Source organism: Pseudalkalibacillus sp. NRS-1564, assembly GCF_050467905.1.
Classification (GTDB): Bacteria; Bacillota; Bacilli; order Bacillales; family Guptibacillaceae; genus Guptibacillus; species Guptibacillus hwajinpoensis_B.
Window position 1 is genome coordinate 1 of the sequence record NZ_JBITPM010000032.1, and the last position, 17,271, is coordinate 17,271.

A 17,271-nucleotide genomic window follows, 5' to 3' on the forward strand; every position below is an offset into this window, starting at 1 on the left:
TATTTATGTCCCAGCCTCTTCTTTATTTTGTTAGCACTTCACTCATGATGGCATGTGTGTTTTGCTCACTATCTTCAAAAAACGCCATCCACGTTTCAACGTCATCTGTTTTCGCAACTAGGTGAGGTTTACTAATGAAAATCACCCCATTCTTCATTAAACGTTCGTAGCTTTTCTCAATATGACTTACTTCAAAATAAAGAACTGAGCTTGCATGTGCGAAAGTTTCTTTCTCTGGAATACTTAGTAGCAAGCGCAGCCCATTACAATCAAAAAAAGCCATCTGATTTGTTTCAAATAATAATTTAAGTTCCAAATGCTCTTTGTAGAATTGGACCGCTCGCTCCATCTTTTTGACGGGAATCGCTATTTGGCTCACCTGTTTGATCATAAGAGAAATCGTCCTCCTAATTATCTGGTTATTTTCTATTTCTCTCCAGTCCGTTGAATCTCCTCTAATCTTTCGTTTAGGTAATAAGAAATCGGGAATAAAGGATAGTACTAGAGGAGGGTATCCTTTTATGAGAAATTTGATTAAAAAAGCGATTAAATACGGTCCCATTATTTATCCGATTGTAAAGAAAATGCGAAATAAAAGAAGAACAAGGTAACCTAAAAATCCCCGGGAAATTTTTCCCGGGGATTTTTAATGATAGTTAATATGTGGTTACTTGGAATAATTTTTGAAGAATATACATGACATATTTATAGGGGGAAAGAGAGTTTTGATATTTTTCGTAGTCAGCTGTATAGGTTCCATCTTTATTTGACCAAATTCGCTCAAAATAGCGGTCAACATCCTGGACGACTTTAGTATCGTTAGGTGCTTTTAAATGAATATTCGTTTCCATATTGTAATCATCCAGGTTTCTAGAGGTATAGTTGCCTGATCCACCGATGATTGTGCTCTCTTTATTTCCTTTTATATACAATAGTTTTGTGTGAAATTGCTCTTTATTTGTGTCATACCAGCGGATTGTAAGATGCTCACTTCCTTGTTTCTCTAGCTCAGCTGTCACAGGAAGGTTAGGTAAGCCGATTTTTTGCTGTCCAAAGGCATTTTGATTGGGATCTAGTACGAGACGTACGTCGACCTCTCGTTCGGTTGCGTCAACAAGCGCATCAACGATATCCCGGTCTGCCAGATAAAACATTCCAATATAGATCAGCTCTCCTTTTTTGGCATCATCAATAGCTGTCACAACACTATCCTGAATTTTACTTTCTGTCACAATTTGAGCTTTAACATTAGAAGCAGCCTCGGGACTCTCATCGGTCAACTTAGTGTCTGGAAATGACGATACGTTTCCTCCAGAATAGGCAGCAACTGCTTTTTCAGTTTCGATAAGGTCATTTAGAATCTCGCCTTTCACTTTAAAGGCAATGTTAGAATGAAAACCGCTCGCATCATGAGGATTTGCAGACATGATAATACCCGCATCTTCTGTAGTCACCGTTTTACGATGGTTCGCTTTCACATTAAGCAATTCTAGATAAGATCGTGCAGTGACTTTTGGTGCTGAAGGTGCCATTGGGTTTGGAAGCCATCCTTTGCCTTCTTGCCCAAACCAGGTGATCCCCATTCTCCAAAGCCCTGAATAAAATAAGTTTGGATCTCGCAGCCGATCAAGATCAGTGAAAATAACTTCGGCGCCCATTTCCTTAATTTTATTTATTTGGTCAGCCTCGTGAGATCCATATGTTGTGTTCACTTCATCGCTAATGAGGACAACCTTCAGGTTAGGCTTCGCCTTCATTACTTCAACTACTGTATTCGCTAAGTCTTCACTGATTTTTGGATAATCTCTTTTCCCGTCCGTGTATCCGTTAAATAAGAAAAGGTCTAAAATAAGGAAATCATCGGCTTCTTGAATCGTACTGTTGATTTCATCAAAAATACTATGATCATAAACTTCTTTCTCCTTTTTGTCGTAAGTTAAGTCAAAAAGAAACTCGATGTCTTCATCATTTATTTGATGAACTTCACCTGCGTAGGATACGCCTTCAGGTAAAGGCTTGAAGCGGTGATAAGTGATAACGCCTACATAAATAACTAAAAATATAATGAATATCATCCAACGTTTTTTGCGATACCATGATCGTTTCTTCAATTGTAGTGCTCCTCAATTTCTATTTTCTCTTTATATACCCCGCGCCGTACAAATGTATCCCTCCTCTGAATGTGTTTTTTTGCATGCTGTAAGGTTGTTTCCATACCAAATTCCGCCGTATACTGTTGGATAAACAGCTGAAAGACAGAAAGCGGGTTTTGCATAATGACAGTTGAACATCATACTTATCATTTTGATGCCTATCCGATGTTTGCGTTTGTCCCAATGGGAAAGAAAAATAAACGAATTAGAACGGTAGGTCAGAAAGTACAAAAAGGCATGATTCATCGTCTTCACGAACATGTGAAACGGAAGGTTGGCGCTCTTACCCAGGAAGAGAAGCAGAAGTTGCAAACGTTTCTTGAACAGGAAAACGAAGCCGTTTTACCTATTCCTTTAAATAAAGAAGATGAGCTTTACCCACATCTTATCAAACCAAAGCAATTATTGTGGCAAACTTTTTCACCGATGCATGGCCTCCCCATCCATAACAATTCTACTTATCAAGAGTTTTATTTACAGTTATCAACGGAAGATCTTGATCGTCATCTCGATCGGGTTATTCGAGATTACCTTTTTGCGCGGAGTTAGCTGAAAAGTCTCGTGTAGAATGGGAAGAGCGCATTATAGAGGCGTATCAACTTCATCCGTTTCTTCAATTGGCTAGAGAGAAAGAAAACGTTGTAAAAGCGGTTGAAAGGATGAATCACTCGCCTCTTATCTCCCTTTTAAATTCTCCTGAAGATCTTGCTTACTGGCGACACCGAGTCGACATTGTGATGAGACCTTACCGCGAAGTTCCAGATGAATGGTTATGGTCCGAAAAGGGAGTTTGTCATCATGAGAAGAAGATGATGCTTCACCCTTCTAGTGGTGATGTTGAATTTTATTGTGAGGCCTGCGGATATGCGATTTATTATGATATAGAGGAAAACCTTGTCCATTTTAACGAGGAAATTGACATTGACCGTGCGAAGAAACGTATCGGAACGATTGAACGACAATTCAATGAAATGGTAGACAAGACTCCACGTTTAGTAGAAAAAATAGAGGAAGTGTCTCAAGCGATTCAAGCATTCAAGCCGTATGCACCGCTTTATGCTGAAGTGCTACAAGTTCAGCATACTTTATCAGAAGAAGAACTTGCTTTATTTGAAGCGCCATCTACGGTTACGGTTTATCAGCAGCTCAAAAGCGTGAGACTGCCAGAAGATCGAGCAGGCTCACCACTTATTTGGTTTTCCCATGTATTAACCGATACCATAGCACCTTTTAAGCCTCGGACAGTTTTTCCGGATTTGGATCAAAGAGAAATCACCTTTGTTCGAGACTACCTGGAAAAAGTAAAGTCAATCAGTCAAAATGTCCCTTCGAATGAGGAAGAGTACATGAATGTAAAGCAACATACGATGACAATTGGCGAGATGAAGTTATTGCTTCACTTCATTATCGGGCATGAAAATGAGCCACTTCATGTGCTCTCAAAAGTCTTTACCGGACAAGCAACAAATGCGATACGAGCACAAAGACTACATGAAAATGAGGTGTTCGGTCTTTTACAGAATTGGCAAGAAAAACATGTTGTCAAAGGGATCAAATACATGGAGAAAGACGGCTTGCTGCTTAAGATCTCCAAAGGCTATGGGCTGACAAAGAAGGCCAATCGAATGTTAAGTAGAGAGGGCGAATAGCTCAAAAAGACGATGTGAGTATCATCGTCTTTTTTTTGACGAAATGAATTTTCGGTGTGAAAGGACCTGATTATACTACCTAAAGGGTTTGTGGACAGGATGAAACCTTTTATCGTACGTTTCGTAGAAATAAGTAGAAGTTTACATATGGAGGGGATTGTATGGAACACGGACCGGGAAAAGTACTTTCTTTGAAAGGATTGACGAAGTGGTACGGAGAAAAGCTCGTTCTAGATAATATTGATCTTGATGTTTATGAAGGGCAAATTATTGGTTACATTGGTCCGAATGGGGCTGGTAAGAGTACCACTGTTAAAATCATGCTCGGATTAGAAGCTACTTACGCTGGTGAAGTTGAGATATTTGGAGAAAATATTAAAAAGAATAGCGTTGATTATAAAAAGAGAATCGGGTATGTTCCAGAATCGGCGGACCTTTATGATAACTTATCTGCCCAGGAGTACCTAACGTTTACAGGTGAACTCTACGGATTAGATGCTGATACAGCGGAATATAAAGCTAGATTGCTGATGAGAGTGTTTGAGCTTGAAGACGTTTATGAATCTCGTATTTCATCCTACTCAAAAGGTATGAAGCAAAAAGTCTTACTGATTTCTAGCTTGCTTCATGACCCTGATATTCTTTTTCTCGATGAACCGATCAATGGTCTTGATGCGAATAGTGTCATGGTATTTAAAGAAATCCTTGCTCAGCTTGCGGCTCAGGGGAAAACGATTTTCTACTCTTCACACATTATGGAGGTCGTTCAGAAAATTAGTAGCCGTATTCTCCTTCTAAATGATGGCAAGATTGTTGCGGATGGAAGCTTTGAACAGCTTCGTCAAAAAAATAAAGAGGGCTCACTTGAGGAGATATTTAATCAATTAACAGGTTTTAATGAGCATCAAAATCTTGCGGGAGATTTTGTGCAAATCGTGCAGCGTGAAGATGTATGAAGAACTTTCCAACACTAAAGATTCTTGACCTCTTTCGGTTCCTATTTGAGCGGCTGGATATTGATTATCCAACCTTGCGTCGAATACTTCAGGTAAAGCTAACGATGGATGGGAGACGCCCTACTACGATAATGAGCCAGAACATGAGTGGGAACAAAAAGAAAGATTCCAACCAGTTTCTTAAATCACTCTGGTTTTATGCTTTTATTGGGCTAACGTTGATTCCGATCCTGTTTTTTGGTGACAATTTTATGTTTCAGATGAGCTTGATTTTCGGTGTTTTAATGTTTTTAATTATGACGGCGATGATCTCAGATTTCTCTTCTGTTCTTTTAGACGTTCGAGACCAAACGGTTATTGGCACAAGACCTGTCGATCGTCGAACGATTAGTGCAGCACGGGCTGTCCACGTTACGATATATTTATTTTTCTTAACGGCTGCGATTGTTGTTGTTCCACTTATTGTAGGAACTGTGCAGTATGGAATTTTATTTGGAGTGTTATTTGTCGTTACAGTGTTTTTTAGTGATTTGTTAATTGTGGCGCTGACAGCGCTGCTGTATTACATCATCTTAAAATTTTTTGGCGGAGAACGCTTAAGAGATGTCATTAATTATGTGCAAATAGGGTTATCGATCACCATCGTAGTCGGTTATCAAGTACTTGCTCGTGCTTTTGAATTTGCGGGATTACAGGTAGGCTTTTCACCAACATGGTGGAATCTCCTTTTACCGCCAGTTTGGTTTGGCGCACCGTTTGCTGTAGTGTTGAATGGGGCTAACGGAGCTTATTACTATATCTTTATCGCATTAGCTATTTTGATACCACTAATCGCTCTGTGGCTATATTTATCATTGTTACCTACGTTTGAGAAGAACCTTCTTAAGCTCATCGATCAGACTGGCCCATCGAAAAAGAAGACATTTAAGGGAATGGAACATTTGGCTTCATTTATCACGCGAAGCAGAGAAGAGCATGCGTTTTATCAATTTGCGGGGAGAATGCTAAAGAATGAACGTGATTTAAAACTGAAGATCTATCCTTCTCTTGGGTTTGCTATGATCTTTCCTTTTGTTTTTCTGTATAATAGCTATTCTGCTGGGCAGTCATTTGAAGCCCTTACTTCAGGTAACTCCTATTTAACGATTTATGCGAGCATGATGATGGTTCCGGGAATAGTGATCATGCTTCAATATTCGAGTAAAAGTAAAGGGTCATGGATTTATCATGTCACACCTATACAAAATTCTGGCGTGATTATTAAGGGTACGTTAAAGGCTTTTCTACTTCGCCTATTTGCACCTGTGTTTGTGGCTATCAGTGCGATTTATACCTTTTTATTCGGTGTTCGAATTATTCCAGATTTGATCATCGTATGCTTAATCGCTCTTATTTATAGCGTCATTTGTTTTCGAATATTGAAAGGCACGCTTCCTTTTTCGGAGCCTTTTGAATCAGCCGGGCAAAGTGATGGTTGGAAGACTATCCCGTTTGCGTTATTGATCCCTGTATTCTGGGTCGTACACTTCATACTAACCAAAGTTCCATTCGGTACCTGGGCGTATCTCCTTGTTCTTGCGTTTATCTTACCGCTTATTTGGAATAAGGGATTGAAACATAGCGAGTGACAGGCACTCCCCGATTCCTGTCGAATCAATAACCCACCTCATCATGAGGTGGGTTATTTAGTCTCCTAGTGCTAAGATGATCTATACTGAGGTTTTCAATTTGCGGGCGTATATCCACATGATGATGGCTGATAGTGCCATTAAGATAAATAAGAAGATATACGTTAGCTGGAATGATTCTGTACTATATGTTAATCCGTTAAGTTCAAGCATGATCCCACCAGCTACAGATCCTGAGGCGCTCCCAACAAATTGTATGAGCTGCTTCATACCAATGCCAGTGGCGATCTCTTCAGAAGGAAGAATGCGCGACACCTCGTTCGTTGTACTAGATGAAAGGCTTGAGAAGCCGAAACTTGTGAACATATAGCCAATCATAATCATGTATTCATTTAGAGGTGATAGGAAGTAGAAAATCACGGTGGAGATGAGAAGCAGACCGTGAGCAAGATAAATCACTTTCATGTTTCCGTATCGATCAAGTAGTCTTCCAACATAAATAGCGGCAACTGCTGAAAGCATGGCGCCTGGAAAAATAATATACCCTACGACAGAAGGTCCTTTTTCATAAACGTTCTGAAGCATGAGTGGCATAAGAAGTAAAATGGCAAAGTGGGTTGTGAACCCAAGATAGCTCATATACAATAGCTTTCGATATCCTTTGTTTTTAAAAAGAGACGGTTGAATAAAAGGAATATCTGTTCTTGTAATTCGAAGCCAGAGGAGTCCGCCTACGATAATGCCCAGAGCTAAAAACAGCCAATTAAAAGTTGAAATATAGAGTAGAAAGCTTGTAACAGTAGCCCCTGTCAATAGTCCTCCTATAATGTCAAAGCTTCCTTTACGAACCTCCTCTTCCGGAAGACGACGAAAGAGAATTGGTATGAGTAAAACTACAAATAAAGTTACAGTGAAAAGATAATTCCAATCAAGATACTCCGTTACGACGCCCCCAACAACAGGGCCAAGTCCGAACCCGAGAGATGATGCTGAAGCAATCATGGCCATCGCCCGTCCGCGACTTGAAAATGGAATGAATCGTCCCGCAAACACCATAGATAGTCCAGGAATTGCAGCTGCTCCGGTTGCTTGTAAAAGACGTGCAGCTAATAGTAGTGGAAATGTCTCTGAAAAGAAGCCAAGAACTGATCCGAGTCCAAATATGACAATCCCTGCAATTAAGAGGCGTCTGATCGGTAGATAATCCGATAGACGAGTATACGTAATCGTGAAAATTGCGAGGATAATGGAGTATCCAGACACAATCCAGGCGCCATCTGCAGGGGAAAGGTTAAATTCAGTTAATACATTTGGTAAAGCAACATTAAACATTGTTGTATTCATGACAACAAGCCAGACCGCCACACTTAAAAGAAGAATGGTTTTGAAATAGCTTGAAGTTGTTTTCTCGTTCATTAAAACCCTCCTGATGCGTTAGTAAAGCACCAGCTTATTGTAAACGATAAGCGCATGATTCGTCTCATTTCACGGTTTCAATGAAATTAACTCTTTTCTTTCTTCATCTTTTTAGCCAACATTTCTTTTGCCTGGTTATAGGTAAGCCCTGAATTTGCATTAAGACGTTTCACTGTCTCAATATCCGTTCCTGTTTTCGTTTTCACCATTCATCACCACCTTTCGTCGTTAGTTTCTGAATGAATCAATCCAATTATCCAGAGGGAAGTTCGGTTTATGGAGCAGGTAGGTTACGTGATATAATGCAAGCAGATAAAAAAACTCGAAAAGTTAGGATGACACGATGAGGAACGAACGAAGCGTGCAGGTGCAAGCAAAGCATCAAAAGAAATTTTTTAAAGGATATCCCCTTATATTCAAGGAAGCGATTGAGAATGCAGACGTCTTGAAAGAAGAAGGGACGATTCTAAGACTAGAAGATGAGAAAGGTCAGTTTATTGCAAGAGGCTATTATGGAAGGCAAAACAAGGGGTATGGCTGGGTGCTCTCACAAAATGAACAAGAAGCAATTGATCAGGACTTTTTTGTGAGGAAAATCCAGCAAGCCCTTCGTCATCGTACTTCGTTCTTTGAAGATCCAACAACAACGGCATTTCGTGTGGTGAATGGGGAGGGAGATGGCCTGGGAGGCGTAACCATCGATTATTTCGACGGTTATTATCTTATTAACTGGTACAGTGAAGGGATTTATTCGTTTAAAAATGTTGTAGTAGAGGCGTTAAAACAGCTTGTGGATTTTAAAGGTATCTATGAGAAGAAACGCTTTGACGCGAAAGGTCAATATGTAGAAGATGATGATTTTGTTGAAGGAGAACGTGGCGAATTCCCGCTAATTGTGAAAGAAAATGGTGTGAACTTTGCTGTGTATTTAAATGAAGGTGCCATGGTTGGAGTATTTCTTGATCAGCGCCCTGTTCGAAAGTTAATCCGTGATCAATACGCGAAGGGGAAAACAGTATTAAATACGTTCTCCTACACAGGTGCTTTCTCGGTATTTGCGGTTGAAGGTGGCGCGACGGGTACAACAAGTGTTGATCTTGCTAATCGAAGCTTGAATAAGACGATCGAGCAGTTTAGCGTTAACGACATTGATTATGAAGAACAAAACATCCTCGTGATGGATGTATTTAAATATTTTAAGTACGCCGTTAAAAAGAATTTATCTTTTGATATGGTGATTCTTGATCCTCCAAGCTTTGCACGTTCTAAGAAACATACATTTAGTGCTGCTAAAGATTATAAAGATCTGTTGAAAGATGCGATTTCAATTACGGAAGATAATGGTGTGATTGTCGCTTCAACGAACTATAGCGGCTATGATATGAAGAAGTTTAAAGGGTTTGTTGATCAGGCATTTAAAGAAACGAACGGTAAATATGAGCTGCTAGAAGAATTTACACTACCTGAAGATTTTCGTACGATTAAAGAGTTTCGTGAAGGAAACTATCTTAAGGTTGTTTTCATAAAGAAAATTAAATAGGGTATTTGCGTTTCACTGATATCTATTAACGGGGATAAAAAGATAAAGATCGTTGAATAGAGGGAGAGGTCGTACTCATGAAACTAATTGTATTCGGAGCTACAGGCGGTACAGGAAATGCTTTTGTGAAACAGGCCATTGCAGCGGGCCATACCGTCACTGCATTTGTTCGAACACCTTCAAAACTTGAAACGACTCACAAAAATTTATCAGTTGAAATTGGCGATGCGATGCAGTCTGCTGATGTGAAGCAGGCGATAACTTCTGACGTTGATGCCGTTATTTCATGTTTGGGTGCTAATGGACTTGGAAAAACAACAGATCTTTCTACAATGACGGCAAATATCCTCGATGCGATGAGCATTCATGATGTAAAGCGGATCGTTTATATGGCTTCTGCTGGGATTAATAAAGAGATTCCTGGAGTGACAGGGTTTGTTGCAGGCAAACTGTTGCAGAACGTCCTTGCTGATCATCGAAGAGCAGTCGACCTTCTTGCTGCAAGTGAAGCAGAGTGGACAGTGGCTCGTCCAATAGGATTAACGAATGATGATCGGACTGGAGAGTATCGGAAAGCGCGAAGTGGCATTCCAAAAGGCGGACGTCGCATCGCTCGATCAGATGTAGCTGATTTTATGCTTCATACCGTAACAGATCATCTCTACATTCGAGAATCGATCGGACTTGCATACTAAGAACCGTGAAGCTTAAGCTTCACGGTTCTTTCGTTATACGAATACCTTCTGGGAATGAATGACGCGCTCGCCAACTGCGCGAATTAATTCTGGTGGAAGTGGATAATTGAGAGCAGCAGGATCCATTTTTACCGCTGCGATTGTAGCGTCAAGTGCATCAAGCTTAATGTCATAATCTTTGAAATTAGCTGGAAGACCAACGTTCTGCTGCATTTCTTTTAGTTTATGAATGACAGCTTGTAGCAACGTGTCATTATTCTTGCCGGTTGTCTCTAAATGAAGGGCACGAGCAAGTTCCTTTATTTTTGGGAGATAGAGATCAGGGAGCATTTCCATTACAACCGGAAGAAAAACGGCATTCGCAAGGCCGTGTGGAATGCGGAAAAGAGCTCCGTACGCATGCGCAAAATTATGCACAGGAATGGCATTAAGGGCGAAGCTAAATGCCGTTATACCCATCATACTCGCTTGGAGCATTTCCATACGTGCTGTGAGGTTATCTCCCTGGTTGACGGCAGTTGAGAGATGTGACTCAATCAAGCGAATAGACTGGAGGGCATAAGCATCAGTTAGCGATGTGGCTGATGGTGAGGCGAATGCTTCAATTGCGTGAGTTAACGCATCAAATCCAGTAAAAGCCGTAATAATAGGTGGTAATCCCGTTGTCAATTCTGGATCCAATATAGCCATATCGGCATTAATAAATGGATGAATAATGTTTGTCTTCATCTTGATTTCTTCGTTATAAATCACGGCAATAGGAGATACCTCTGATCCTGTACCAGCGGTTGTAGGGATCGAGATGTGGGGAATTGGTATATGAGTGGCCTCTGGCCAGGATAAATAGAGAAGTCCTCCTGGAATAGCTTCTTTAATATCTGTTAATCCGTTGTGAAGGGCGTATTTCACCCCTTTTACGGTGTCCATCACGCTGCCACCGCCAACAGCGAGTAGCCCATCCGCACTTACTTCCCTGGCAAATTTAAGCGCTGCATTAACATCATGACTCCCTGCATCTTGATTGATATCAAGATAAATCCCTGCAAGTTCAGGGCCAGTCCCATGTGGTGTCAGATCGAATATCTCTTTGATCTTTTCAACGACACCAGCTTTTTCAAGTCCGTGGTCACTAAAGAGAACCACACGCTTTGCTTGAAGTCCTCTGAACAGATCGGGTACAAGTGCCCGAGTGCCTGCCCCGCTATGAATGGCCGTTCGAAGCAAATATTGAGAATATGTTAATGTCATACGGTTTTACCTCCTTTATTAAGATTGGTTAGAAAAGAGAAGACTGTACCAATTTCTCCGTTCGATTTCTGGCACCATGGAGGTGTGCACATGCTTCACCTGAGTATATGCGTCAAGAGAATGCTTGCCCATTTCTCTACCAATGCCACTTTGTTTGTATCCGCCAAACGGTGCATCATTTCTGAGCATATGCCAATCATTTATCCAAACAACACCGGCACGCAGTTTTCTTACGACCTTAAAGGCTTTATTCACATCAGTTGACCAAACACCTGCTGCTAGTCCGTAAATCGTATCGTTCGCCATACGGATGGCATCATCAACATCGCTATACCGGATAACAGAAAGCACAGGCCCGAAGATTTCTTCTTGGGCGATCGTCATGTCGTTCGTGACATCGGCAAAAATTGTTGGAGAAATAAAATGTCCTTTCTCACAGCCCTTCACGTTAACTTCATTCCCGCCACATATAAGACGAGCCCCTTCCCGCTTACCTTTCTCAATGTAAGATAAGATAGCTTCTTTTTGCGTAGCAGAAACCACCGGACCCATATCTGTCGCCGGATCAATTGGATTCCCAATCACAAGCTTCTCAGAAAGCTCTTTGAGTCCATCGATTACCTGATCATACAGTTTATCTGGAACAAAGAGTCTCGTTCCGGATTCGCACAATTGACCAGAGTGAAGGAAGACACCGAACAGACTGCCAGGAAGGGCGATTGAAAGATCTGCATCATCCAGGATAATGGAAGGTGATTTCCCACCAAGTTCAAGCGTTGTGTTCTTCACTGTTTTAGAAGCTAAACTCATAATGTGACGTCCCACTTCAGTAGAACCAGTGAAAGCTATCTTATCGACTTTGGGGTGCGTAGCGAGTGGTTCACCAACGTCTTTTCCACTACCCGTGACAACATTTATCACTCCTCTGGGAACTATTTCAGAAATAATTTCAGCGAGACGGAGCGTTGTAAGTGGTGTATAACTCGCTGGTTTAATAACGATGGTGTTCCCCATGGCAAGCGCAGGTGCGATCTTCCACGTTGCAATAAGCATAGGCATGTTCCATGGCGTTATGGCGGCACAGACGCCGATTGGCTCACGCCAGATAAAGTTATGAGCTGGTCCTGGAAACGGAGGAGATGGCAGTGTTTCTGAATAGGTGTAATCGAGCACAAATTTACCGAGAGTCTGGAATAGATCCACCATCTGAATGATGTCATTGGATCCAAGTCTTCTAACGGTGCCACCTGAAGAGAGCGCTTCTAAGGCAACAAGTTCTTCTGCATTTTCCATGATTTTCTGAGCGATGGAGTAAAGGACTTTCGATCGCTCTTTTGGAGGCATCTCCCGCCATTCTTCATTATCGAATGCTTTGGATGCTGCCTCTACAGCCCGGTCAACATCTTTAGCGTTACCGCTCGTTACTTTTGCGATTACATCTCCAGTAGCAGGATTCATCACCTCGAACAGTTGACCACTTTCTGAAGGAGACTATTCTCCATTAATAAAAAGCGGAAATGACTTTATTTCTACGTTTACTGACATAGCTCTTCCTCCTTTACTTTAAAGAACGCCAACATCGGATTCAGAAGTACGGTAAATCTCGTTGATGTCTTTTCCTTTTGCGCGTGCAAGGATGTCCATCCTTACCGATAGCTGTTTCATAGAAAAGGCCATTGTGGCATCAAGTGTATTTCCGAATGCGCTATGTGTTTTTTCTCCTATTCCTTCCTGTGTTAACTGATCTGCAAGTGGGGCGAGCTGATTCATCTTATTTTGCACAATCTCAAAGAGGTGGGGATGTTCAGCAATCAGGCGCTGTAACAAGAAGGTGCCATAGCCGATATGACGTGATTCATCTTTTTTCAGCAATCCAACGCCTTTCATTAATCCTGGCATAACCTTGGCTTTATCAAGAGATTCGTAGAAAGAAAAATAGCCTGTTTCAGCAAGAACCCCTTCCACAAACATATTGTAGACAGTAGAAGCTTCAGCTAGCGCTTCAGGAGAATGGTCCTGTTGGAGTTTCCCCATTGCTTCCGGTAATATAGAATAAAAAATTTTCCGATAGGTGTCGGAGTGAAAACGGGACAGGTCCCCGGTTTGACCAATCTCATTTAGAAATACACGAAAGAATTCCGTGTGCTTTGCTTCCTCAAAAAGAAAAGTTGTTAAGTACATCTCTTCTTCTAATCTTCCTTCTTTTGCGATCACCATGATTAATGGCAGAAGGTCCAATGTGACTGCTTCTTTACCAGCCTGAAATTGAGAAATAAGTCTCAGTATCTCTTCTTGTTGATTCCCGGTTAGAAACTGCCGATCTTTTACGTCTTGAGTAAAATCAATCTCTCTTGGGTCCCATCCGCCAAATTTCTTCGCTTTTTGATAAAGACGAAATGGCAGGGAATCTTCCTGAAGTCCGCGGTTGCTTGTCGTTATCATTTCTTTCCGCATCTTTGACCACCTTTCAATACTTGCGATTTAATCTAGCAAATTTTATAATGAAGGAGCTATCTTAGAAAGCGCTTACATATACAGTTTAACGATTTTTGTACGGCAGTTCGATTCCTGAAAAGATAGGGGTGAATCATGTCGATGCATGAGGAAACGTGGATGCGATCTTTTCATCGGATGTTAGAGATGAAAGATCCAATCCAACGTTGCGAAGTAATGATTAAACAATGTCTTGCCCATTTTCCATTCATGCGTGCCAGTCTCTTTACTTTTTCCTATTTTACAGGTGTTGGAGAAGGCATTCTTCGCGTTGATCGTAGTGGAGTGTTTTCTATGAGCGCTATACGTGAGGATATACGGCGCATCCCACCCATTCAACGAGTCCTTCTAAGTAACAAGCCTTCTTTCCTGGTGATGGATCAGCATCATCAGCTCTTCCCCACAGAATATATCGAAGCTTATGATTTAACATCTGTCTTAATTATTCCATTAAGCATTGAGCGAATTGCTATTGGCTGTGTCCTAATTGATAAAAACGAAGAGGGTGTTACGGTTCATCAAGGGCTTATTGATGATGTGATGATTTATTTTCAACAGGCACTTGCTTATATGCTCCCACCAATCTCTCGGTCACCCAATCCCTTAAGCAAACGTGAAACAGAAGTTCTTCAATATGCAGCTGATGGCTACAGTACGAAAGAAATGGCCAGGTTATTACGAATCAGTGATTTTACAGCGAGAGATTATATAAGTACGGCGATTCGAAAGTTACAAGCTAATCATCGTGCCGAAGCAGTTGCAAAAGCATTAAGAGAAAAATGGATTCTGTAACTAACGGAATCCTTTTACTTTCCCTTGAATAGTGATGGAATTTTCAGTAAACTTTAAATACTAACCAGTTGGTATTTAAACGAACATAAGGAGGAATATGCGATGACCACTGTTGAGGAGAAGATTCACTACCGTACTTGCCCGCTCTGTGAAGCCACATGCGGCTTAGAAATTCACACGGTGAATGGAGAAGTAACGCATATTGAGGGTGATAAGAAAGATCCTTTCAGTAAGGGATATTTGTGCCCGAAAGGATTTAGTTTAAAAGAACTTCATCATGATCCAGAGCGCATTCGAGAGCCAATGATTCGAAAAGGAACAGAGTGGTTTACAGTAAGCTACGAGGAGGCTTTTAAGGAAGTTAGGAAAGGGCTTCGTCGTGTGATTGAAAAGTATGGTCGCGATGCAGTGGGCGTCTACCTCGGTAACCCTAATGTTCATAATCTCTCAGGTTTACTTTATTTACCTCTCTTTCTTCGTGCTCTCGGTAGTCGAAATCAATATTCAGCAAGCACAGTCGATCAGATTCCAAAGCAGCTAGCAGCTGAGTTTATGTATGGTAGTGATTTCAGTATACCGATCCCTGATATCGATCGAACACAGTATTTTCTTGTGATTGGAGCGAATCCAATTGTTTCAAATGGTAGCTTAATGACAGGACCAAATATGAGAGGAAGGCTGAAGGCATTACAAGATCGCGGTGGGCGTCTTGTGGTTGTTGATCCCATTCGTACAGCCACAGCTAAAGTAGCAGATGATCATCATTTTATTAAACCAGGAACAGATGGTTATTTTTTGTTTAGTATCCTCCATACGTTGTTTGATGAAAAGTTAGCGAAGGAAACTCACCTATCGGGTCATGTGAATGGACTTGAAACAGTGAAAGAGCTCGCGAAAGATTTTCCACCTGATAAGGTTGCTTCGATATGTGGTCTCGATTCAGAAACGATTCGCGCCATTGCAAGGGATATTTCTTCCGCAACGTGTGCTGCTGTGTATGGAAGAATGGGGACATGTACACAAACATTTGGCACAGTAAATAGCTGGTTGATTGATGTGATCAATGTTGTGACAGGTAATCTTGATCGCGAAGGTGGTGTTATGTTCACAACACCTGCAGCCGGTGGCAAGACATCTAAGAAAAAAGGCTACCGATTTGATCGCTTTAGAAGCAGAGTGAGCGAACTGCCAGAAGTACTCGGTGAGCTTCCAGTTGCGTGTTTAGCCGAAGAAATGGATACGCCAGGGGAAGGACAGATCCGTGCATTTGTAACTGTAGCTGGTAATCCTATCTTGTCAACACCAAATAGTAAGCGTTTACAAAACGGCATTGAAAATCTCGACTTTATGGTAAGCATTGACTGTTACCTGAATGAAACAACAAGAAATGCTAACGTGATTCTTCCAGCTCCTACACCACTTGAACGCTCACACTATGATCTTTCATTTTATCAACTGTCTGTTCGAAACATTTCTCACTACTCGCCTCCTGTTTTCGAAAAGAAAGAATCCCAGCTGGATGAGTGGGAAATCCTCCTAAAGCTCGCGACATTAGTTGGAGAAGAAGAGCCTGATGACAATGCAGCAGCGAAATTAGATGAGAAATCGATTCATTACCTCATTAAAAAAGACGTGCAAAATGAACAATCGCCCCTTTTCGACCAGGATCCGAAAGAAATTATTAGCGTCCTTCAGGTCGGAATTGGTCCAGAGAGAATGCTTGATTATATGCTTAGGTCAGGTCCTTATGGAGACCATTTCAAAAAGCAAGGTGGTTTAAGTCTAAATAAACTTGAACAAAACCCGCACGGAATTGATTTAGGAGCGTTAAAGCCAAGAATTCCTGAAATATTACTGACTCACACAGGTAAGGTTGAGTTAGCCCCTGAAGTCATTGTAAAAGACGTCGCAAGGCTTAAAGAAGAATCATCTGAACAAGTAGATATGGTATTGATCGGTCGAAGAAATTTACGATCAAACAATTCCTGGATGCATAATTTGCCTGTTCTTATGAAGGGGAAGGATCGCTGTACGTTATTGCTTCACCCAGAAGATGGCAAGCGACTTGATCTTCATGATGGTGACCTCGCACAAGTTCAATCAGATACAGGTAGTCTTGAAGTAAATGTAGCATTAACAGAAGACATTATGCCTGGAGTAGGCAGCATCCCACATGGATATGGTCATAACCTAGATGGGACGAAAATGACGGTGGCTAAGGAAAACAAAGGCGTCAATACGAATATATTAAGTAATGAAAAAAGACTTGATGCTGTTTCAGGAACAGCTGTATTAAATGGTATACCGATTGTCGTTAGAAAAGCAAAAAGTGGGAGGAATGAACATGGCTTTGTACGCTCTGAATCTATTTAACGTAAAAGATGGAGAAGAATATGCTGAATACGCAAAAAGGGCAGAGGAGCCAGTACGTAAATACGGAGGGAAGGTTGTTGCGATTGGCAAGCTACATTCATCACCAGAAGGGGATATCGAGCCGAGACAAGTGATGATGCTTGTTGAATGGAAATCCAAAGAAGGTATATACAAATATGTAAGTGATCCAGATCTTGAGGATTTGCATCCACATCGTGAGCTTGGGGTCGATGATTTTGTCTGGCATTTATTTGAGAAGTTAGATGATTTGAGACCCGTCCTAAAATAAGCAAAGCCCCCGCACTTTAAAATGCGGGGGCTTTGCTAT

The 17,271-nt window shown here is 41.2% G+C and carries 16 protein-coding genes; 9 read left to right on the forward strand and 7 right to left on the reverse strand.

Going from position 1 to position 17,271, the window contains the following annotated elements:
- Nucleotides 1-22: 22 nt before the first annotated feature.
- Together ACIFPW_RS14935 and ACIFPW_RS14940 are read right to left on the reverse strand one after the other, a co-directional pair.
- Nucleotides 23-391 (reverse strand): VOC family protein, encoded by a 369-nt coding sequence (locus tag ACIFPW_RS14935; RefSeq protein WP_303532760.1) that lies wholly within the window; start codon nucleotides 389-391, stop codon nucleotides 23-25.
- Between the two features lie 265 nt (nucleotides 392-656).
- Nucleotides 657-2,111 carry a phospholipase D family protein gene (locus ACIFPW_RS14940; RefSeq protein WP_430245437.1) on the reverse strand — a complete coding sequence of 485 codons (1,455 nt, stop codon included), beginning with the start codon at nucleotides 2,109-2,111 and terminating at the stop codon, nucleotides 657-659.
- A gap of 165 nt (nucleotides 2,112-2,276) precedes the next feature.
- On the opposite strand from ACIFPW_RS14940, the gene ACIFPW_RS14945 reads away from it, so the two are divergent.
- The 4 genes from ACIFPW_RS14945 (at nucleotide 2,277) to ACIFPW_RS14960 (ending at nucleotide 6,386) form a co-directional block, all read left to right on the forward strand.
- Complete coding sequence (locus ACIFPW_RS14945) at nucleotides 2,277-2,702, forward strand: hypothetical protein (RefSeq protein ID WP_430245438.1); 426 nt, start codon at nucleotides 2,277-2,279, stop codon at nucleotides 2,700-2,702.
- Nucleotides 2,703-2,737: 35 nt separating this feature from the next.
- Entirely contained in the window at nucleotides 2,738-3,802 is a 1,065-nt protein-coding gene (locus ACIFPW_RS14950; RefSeq protein ID WP_430245610.1) for an RQC-minor-2 family DNA-binding protein, read from the forward strand.
- Between the two features lie 161 nt (nucleotides 3,803-3,963).
- On the forward strand, nucleotides 3,964-4,758 hold the full coding sequence (locus ACIFPW_RS14955; protein ID WP_430245440.1) for an ABC transporter ATP-binding protein: 795 nt from the start codon (nucleotides 3,964-3,966) through the stop codon (nucleotides 4,756-4,758).
- On the forward strand, nucleotides 4,755-6,386 hold the full coding sequence (locus ACIFPW_RS14960; protein WP_430245442.1) for a hypothetical protein: 1,632 nt from the start codon (nucleotides 4,755-4,757) through the stop codon (nucleotides 6,384-6,386). Before ACIFPW_RS14955 ends, ACIFPW_RS14960 begins: the two co-directional genes overlap by 4 nt.
- 81 nt (nucleotides 6,387-6,467) lie before the next feature.
- On the opposite strand, the gene ACIFPW_RS14965 is transcribed toward ACIFPW_RS14960, so the two are convergent.
- Together ACIFPW_RS14965 and ACIFPW_RS14970 are read right to left on the reverse strand one after the other, a co-directional pair.
- The gene (locus ACIFPW_RS14965) at nucleotides 6,468-7,802 is read right to left on the reverse strand and encodes an MFS transporter (RefSeq protein ID WP_430245443.1); all 1,335 of its coding nucleotides are present in this window, start codon (nucleotides 7,800-7,802) and stop codon (nucleotides 6,468-6,470) included.
- 86 nt (nucleotides 7,803-7,888) lie between these two features.
- Nucleotides 7,889-8,011: a hypothetical protein gene (locus tag ACIFPW_RS14970; protein ID WP_255622932.1), complete on the reverse strand. Its 123-nt coding sequence runs from the start codon at nucleotides 8,009-8,011 to the stop codon at nucleotides 7,889-7,891.
- Nucleotides 8,012-8,145: 134 nt separating this feature from the next.
- Here ACIFPW_RS14970 and ACIFPW_RS14975 point away from each other — a divergent pair, with 134 nt between their 5' ends.
- A complete protein-coding gene (locus ACIFPW_RS14975; RefSeq protein ID WP_430245445.1) occupies nucleotides 8,146-9,342 on the forward strand; it encodes a class I SAM-dependent rRNA methyltransferase in 1,197 nt (398 codons plus the stop codon).
- 77 nt (nucleotides 9,343-9,419) lie between these two features.
- The gene (locus tag ACIFPW_RS14980; RefSeq protein ID WP_430245447.1) at nucleotides 9,420-10,037 is read left to right on the forward strand and encodes an NAD(P)-dependent oxidoreductase; all 618 of its coding nucleotides are present in this window, start codon (nucleotides 9,420-9,422) and stop codon (nucleotides 10,035-10,037) included.
- 33 nt (nucleotides 10,038-10,070) lie between these two features.
- Here ACIFPW_RS14980 and ACIFPW_RS14985 read toward each other — a convergent pair whose 3' ends face one another.
- The 3 genes from ACIFPW_RS14985 to ACIFPW_RS14995 form a co-directional block, all read right to left on the reverse strand.
- Nucleotides 10,071-11,285 (reverse strand): iron-containing alcohol dehydrogenase, encoded by a 1,215-nt coding sequence (locus tag ACIFPW_RS14985; RefSeq protein WP_430245449.1) that lies wholly within the window; start codon nucleotides 11,283-11,285, stop codon nucleotides 10,071-10,073.
- Nucleotides 11,286-11,303: 18 nt separating this feature from the next.
- A complete protein-coding gene (locus ACIFPW_RS14990) occupies nucleotides 11,304-12,755 on the reverse strand; it encodes an aldehyde dehydrogenase family protein (RefSeq protein WP_430245612.1) in 1,452 nt (483 codons plus the stop codon).
- A gap of 93 nt (nucleotides 12,756-12,848) precedes the next feature.
- Nucleotides 12,849-13,739, reverse strand: coding sequence for a R2-like ligand-binding oxidase (locus ACIFPW_RS14995; protein WP_430245450.1), 891 nt, complete (start codon nucleotides 13,737-13,739; stop codon nucleotides 12,849-12,851).
- Nucleotides 13,740-13,874: 135 nt separating this feature from the next.
- On the opposite strand from ACIFPW_RS14995, the gene ACIFPW_RS15000 reads away from it, so the two are divergent.
- From ACIFPW_RS15000 to ACIFPW_RS15010, 3 genes are all read left to right on the forward strand, one after another.
- Nucleotides 13,875-14,570 (forward strand): LuxR C-terminal-related transcriptional regulator, encoded by a 696-nt coding sequence (locus tag ACIFPW_RS15000; protein ID WP_430245452.1) that lies wholly within the window; start codon nucleotides 13,875-13,877, stop codon nucleotides 14,568-14,570.
- A gap of 102 nt (nucleotides 14,571-14,672) precedes the next feature.
- Complete coding sequence (locus ACIFPW_RS15005) at nucleotides 14,673-16,943, forward strand: molybdopterin-dependent oxidoreductase (protein ID WP_430245454.1); 2,271 nt, start codon at nucleotides 14,673-14,675, stop codon at nucleotides 16,941-16,943.
- Nucleotides 16,915-17,232 (forward strand): DUF1330 domain-containing protein, encoded by a 318-nt coding sequence (locus tag ACIFPW_RS15010; RefSeq protein WP_430245457.1) that lies wholly within the window; start codon nucleotides 16,915-16,917, stop codon nucleotides 17,230-17,232. The genes ACIFPW_RS15005 and ACIFPW_RS15010 overlap by 29 nt, the downstream gene beginning before the upstream one ends.
- Nucleotides 17,233-17,271: the final 39 nt, after the last annotated feature.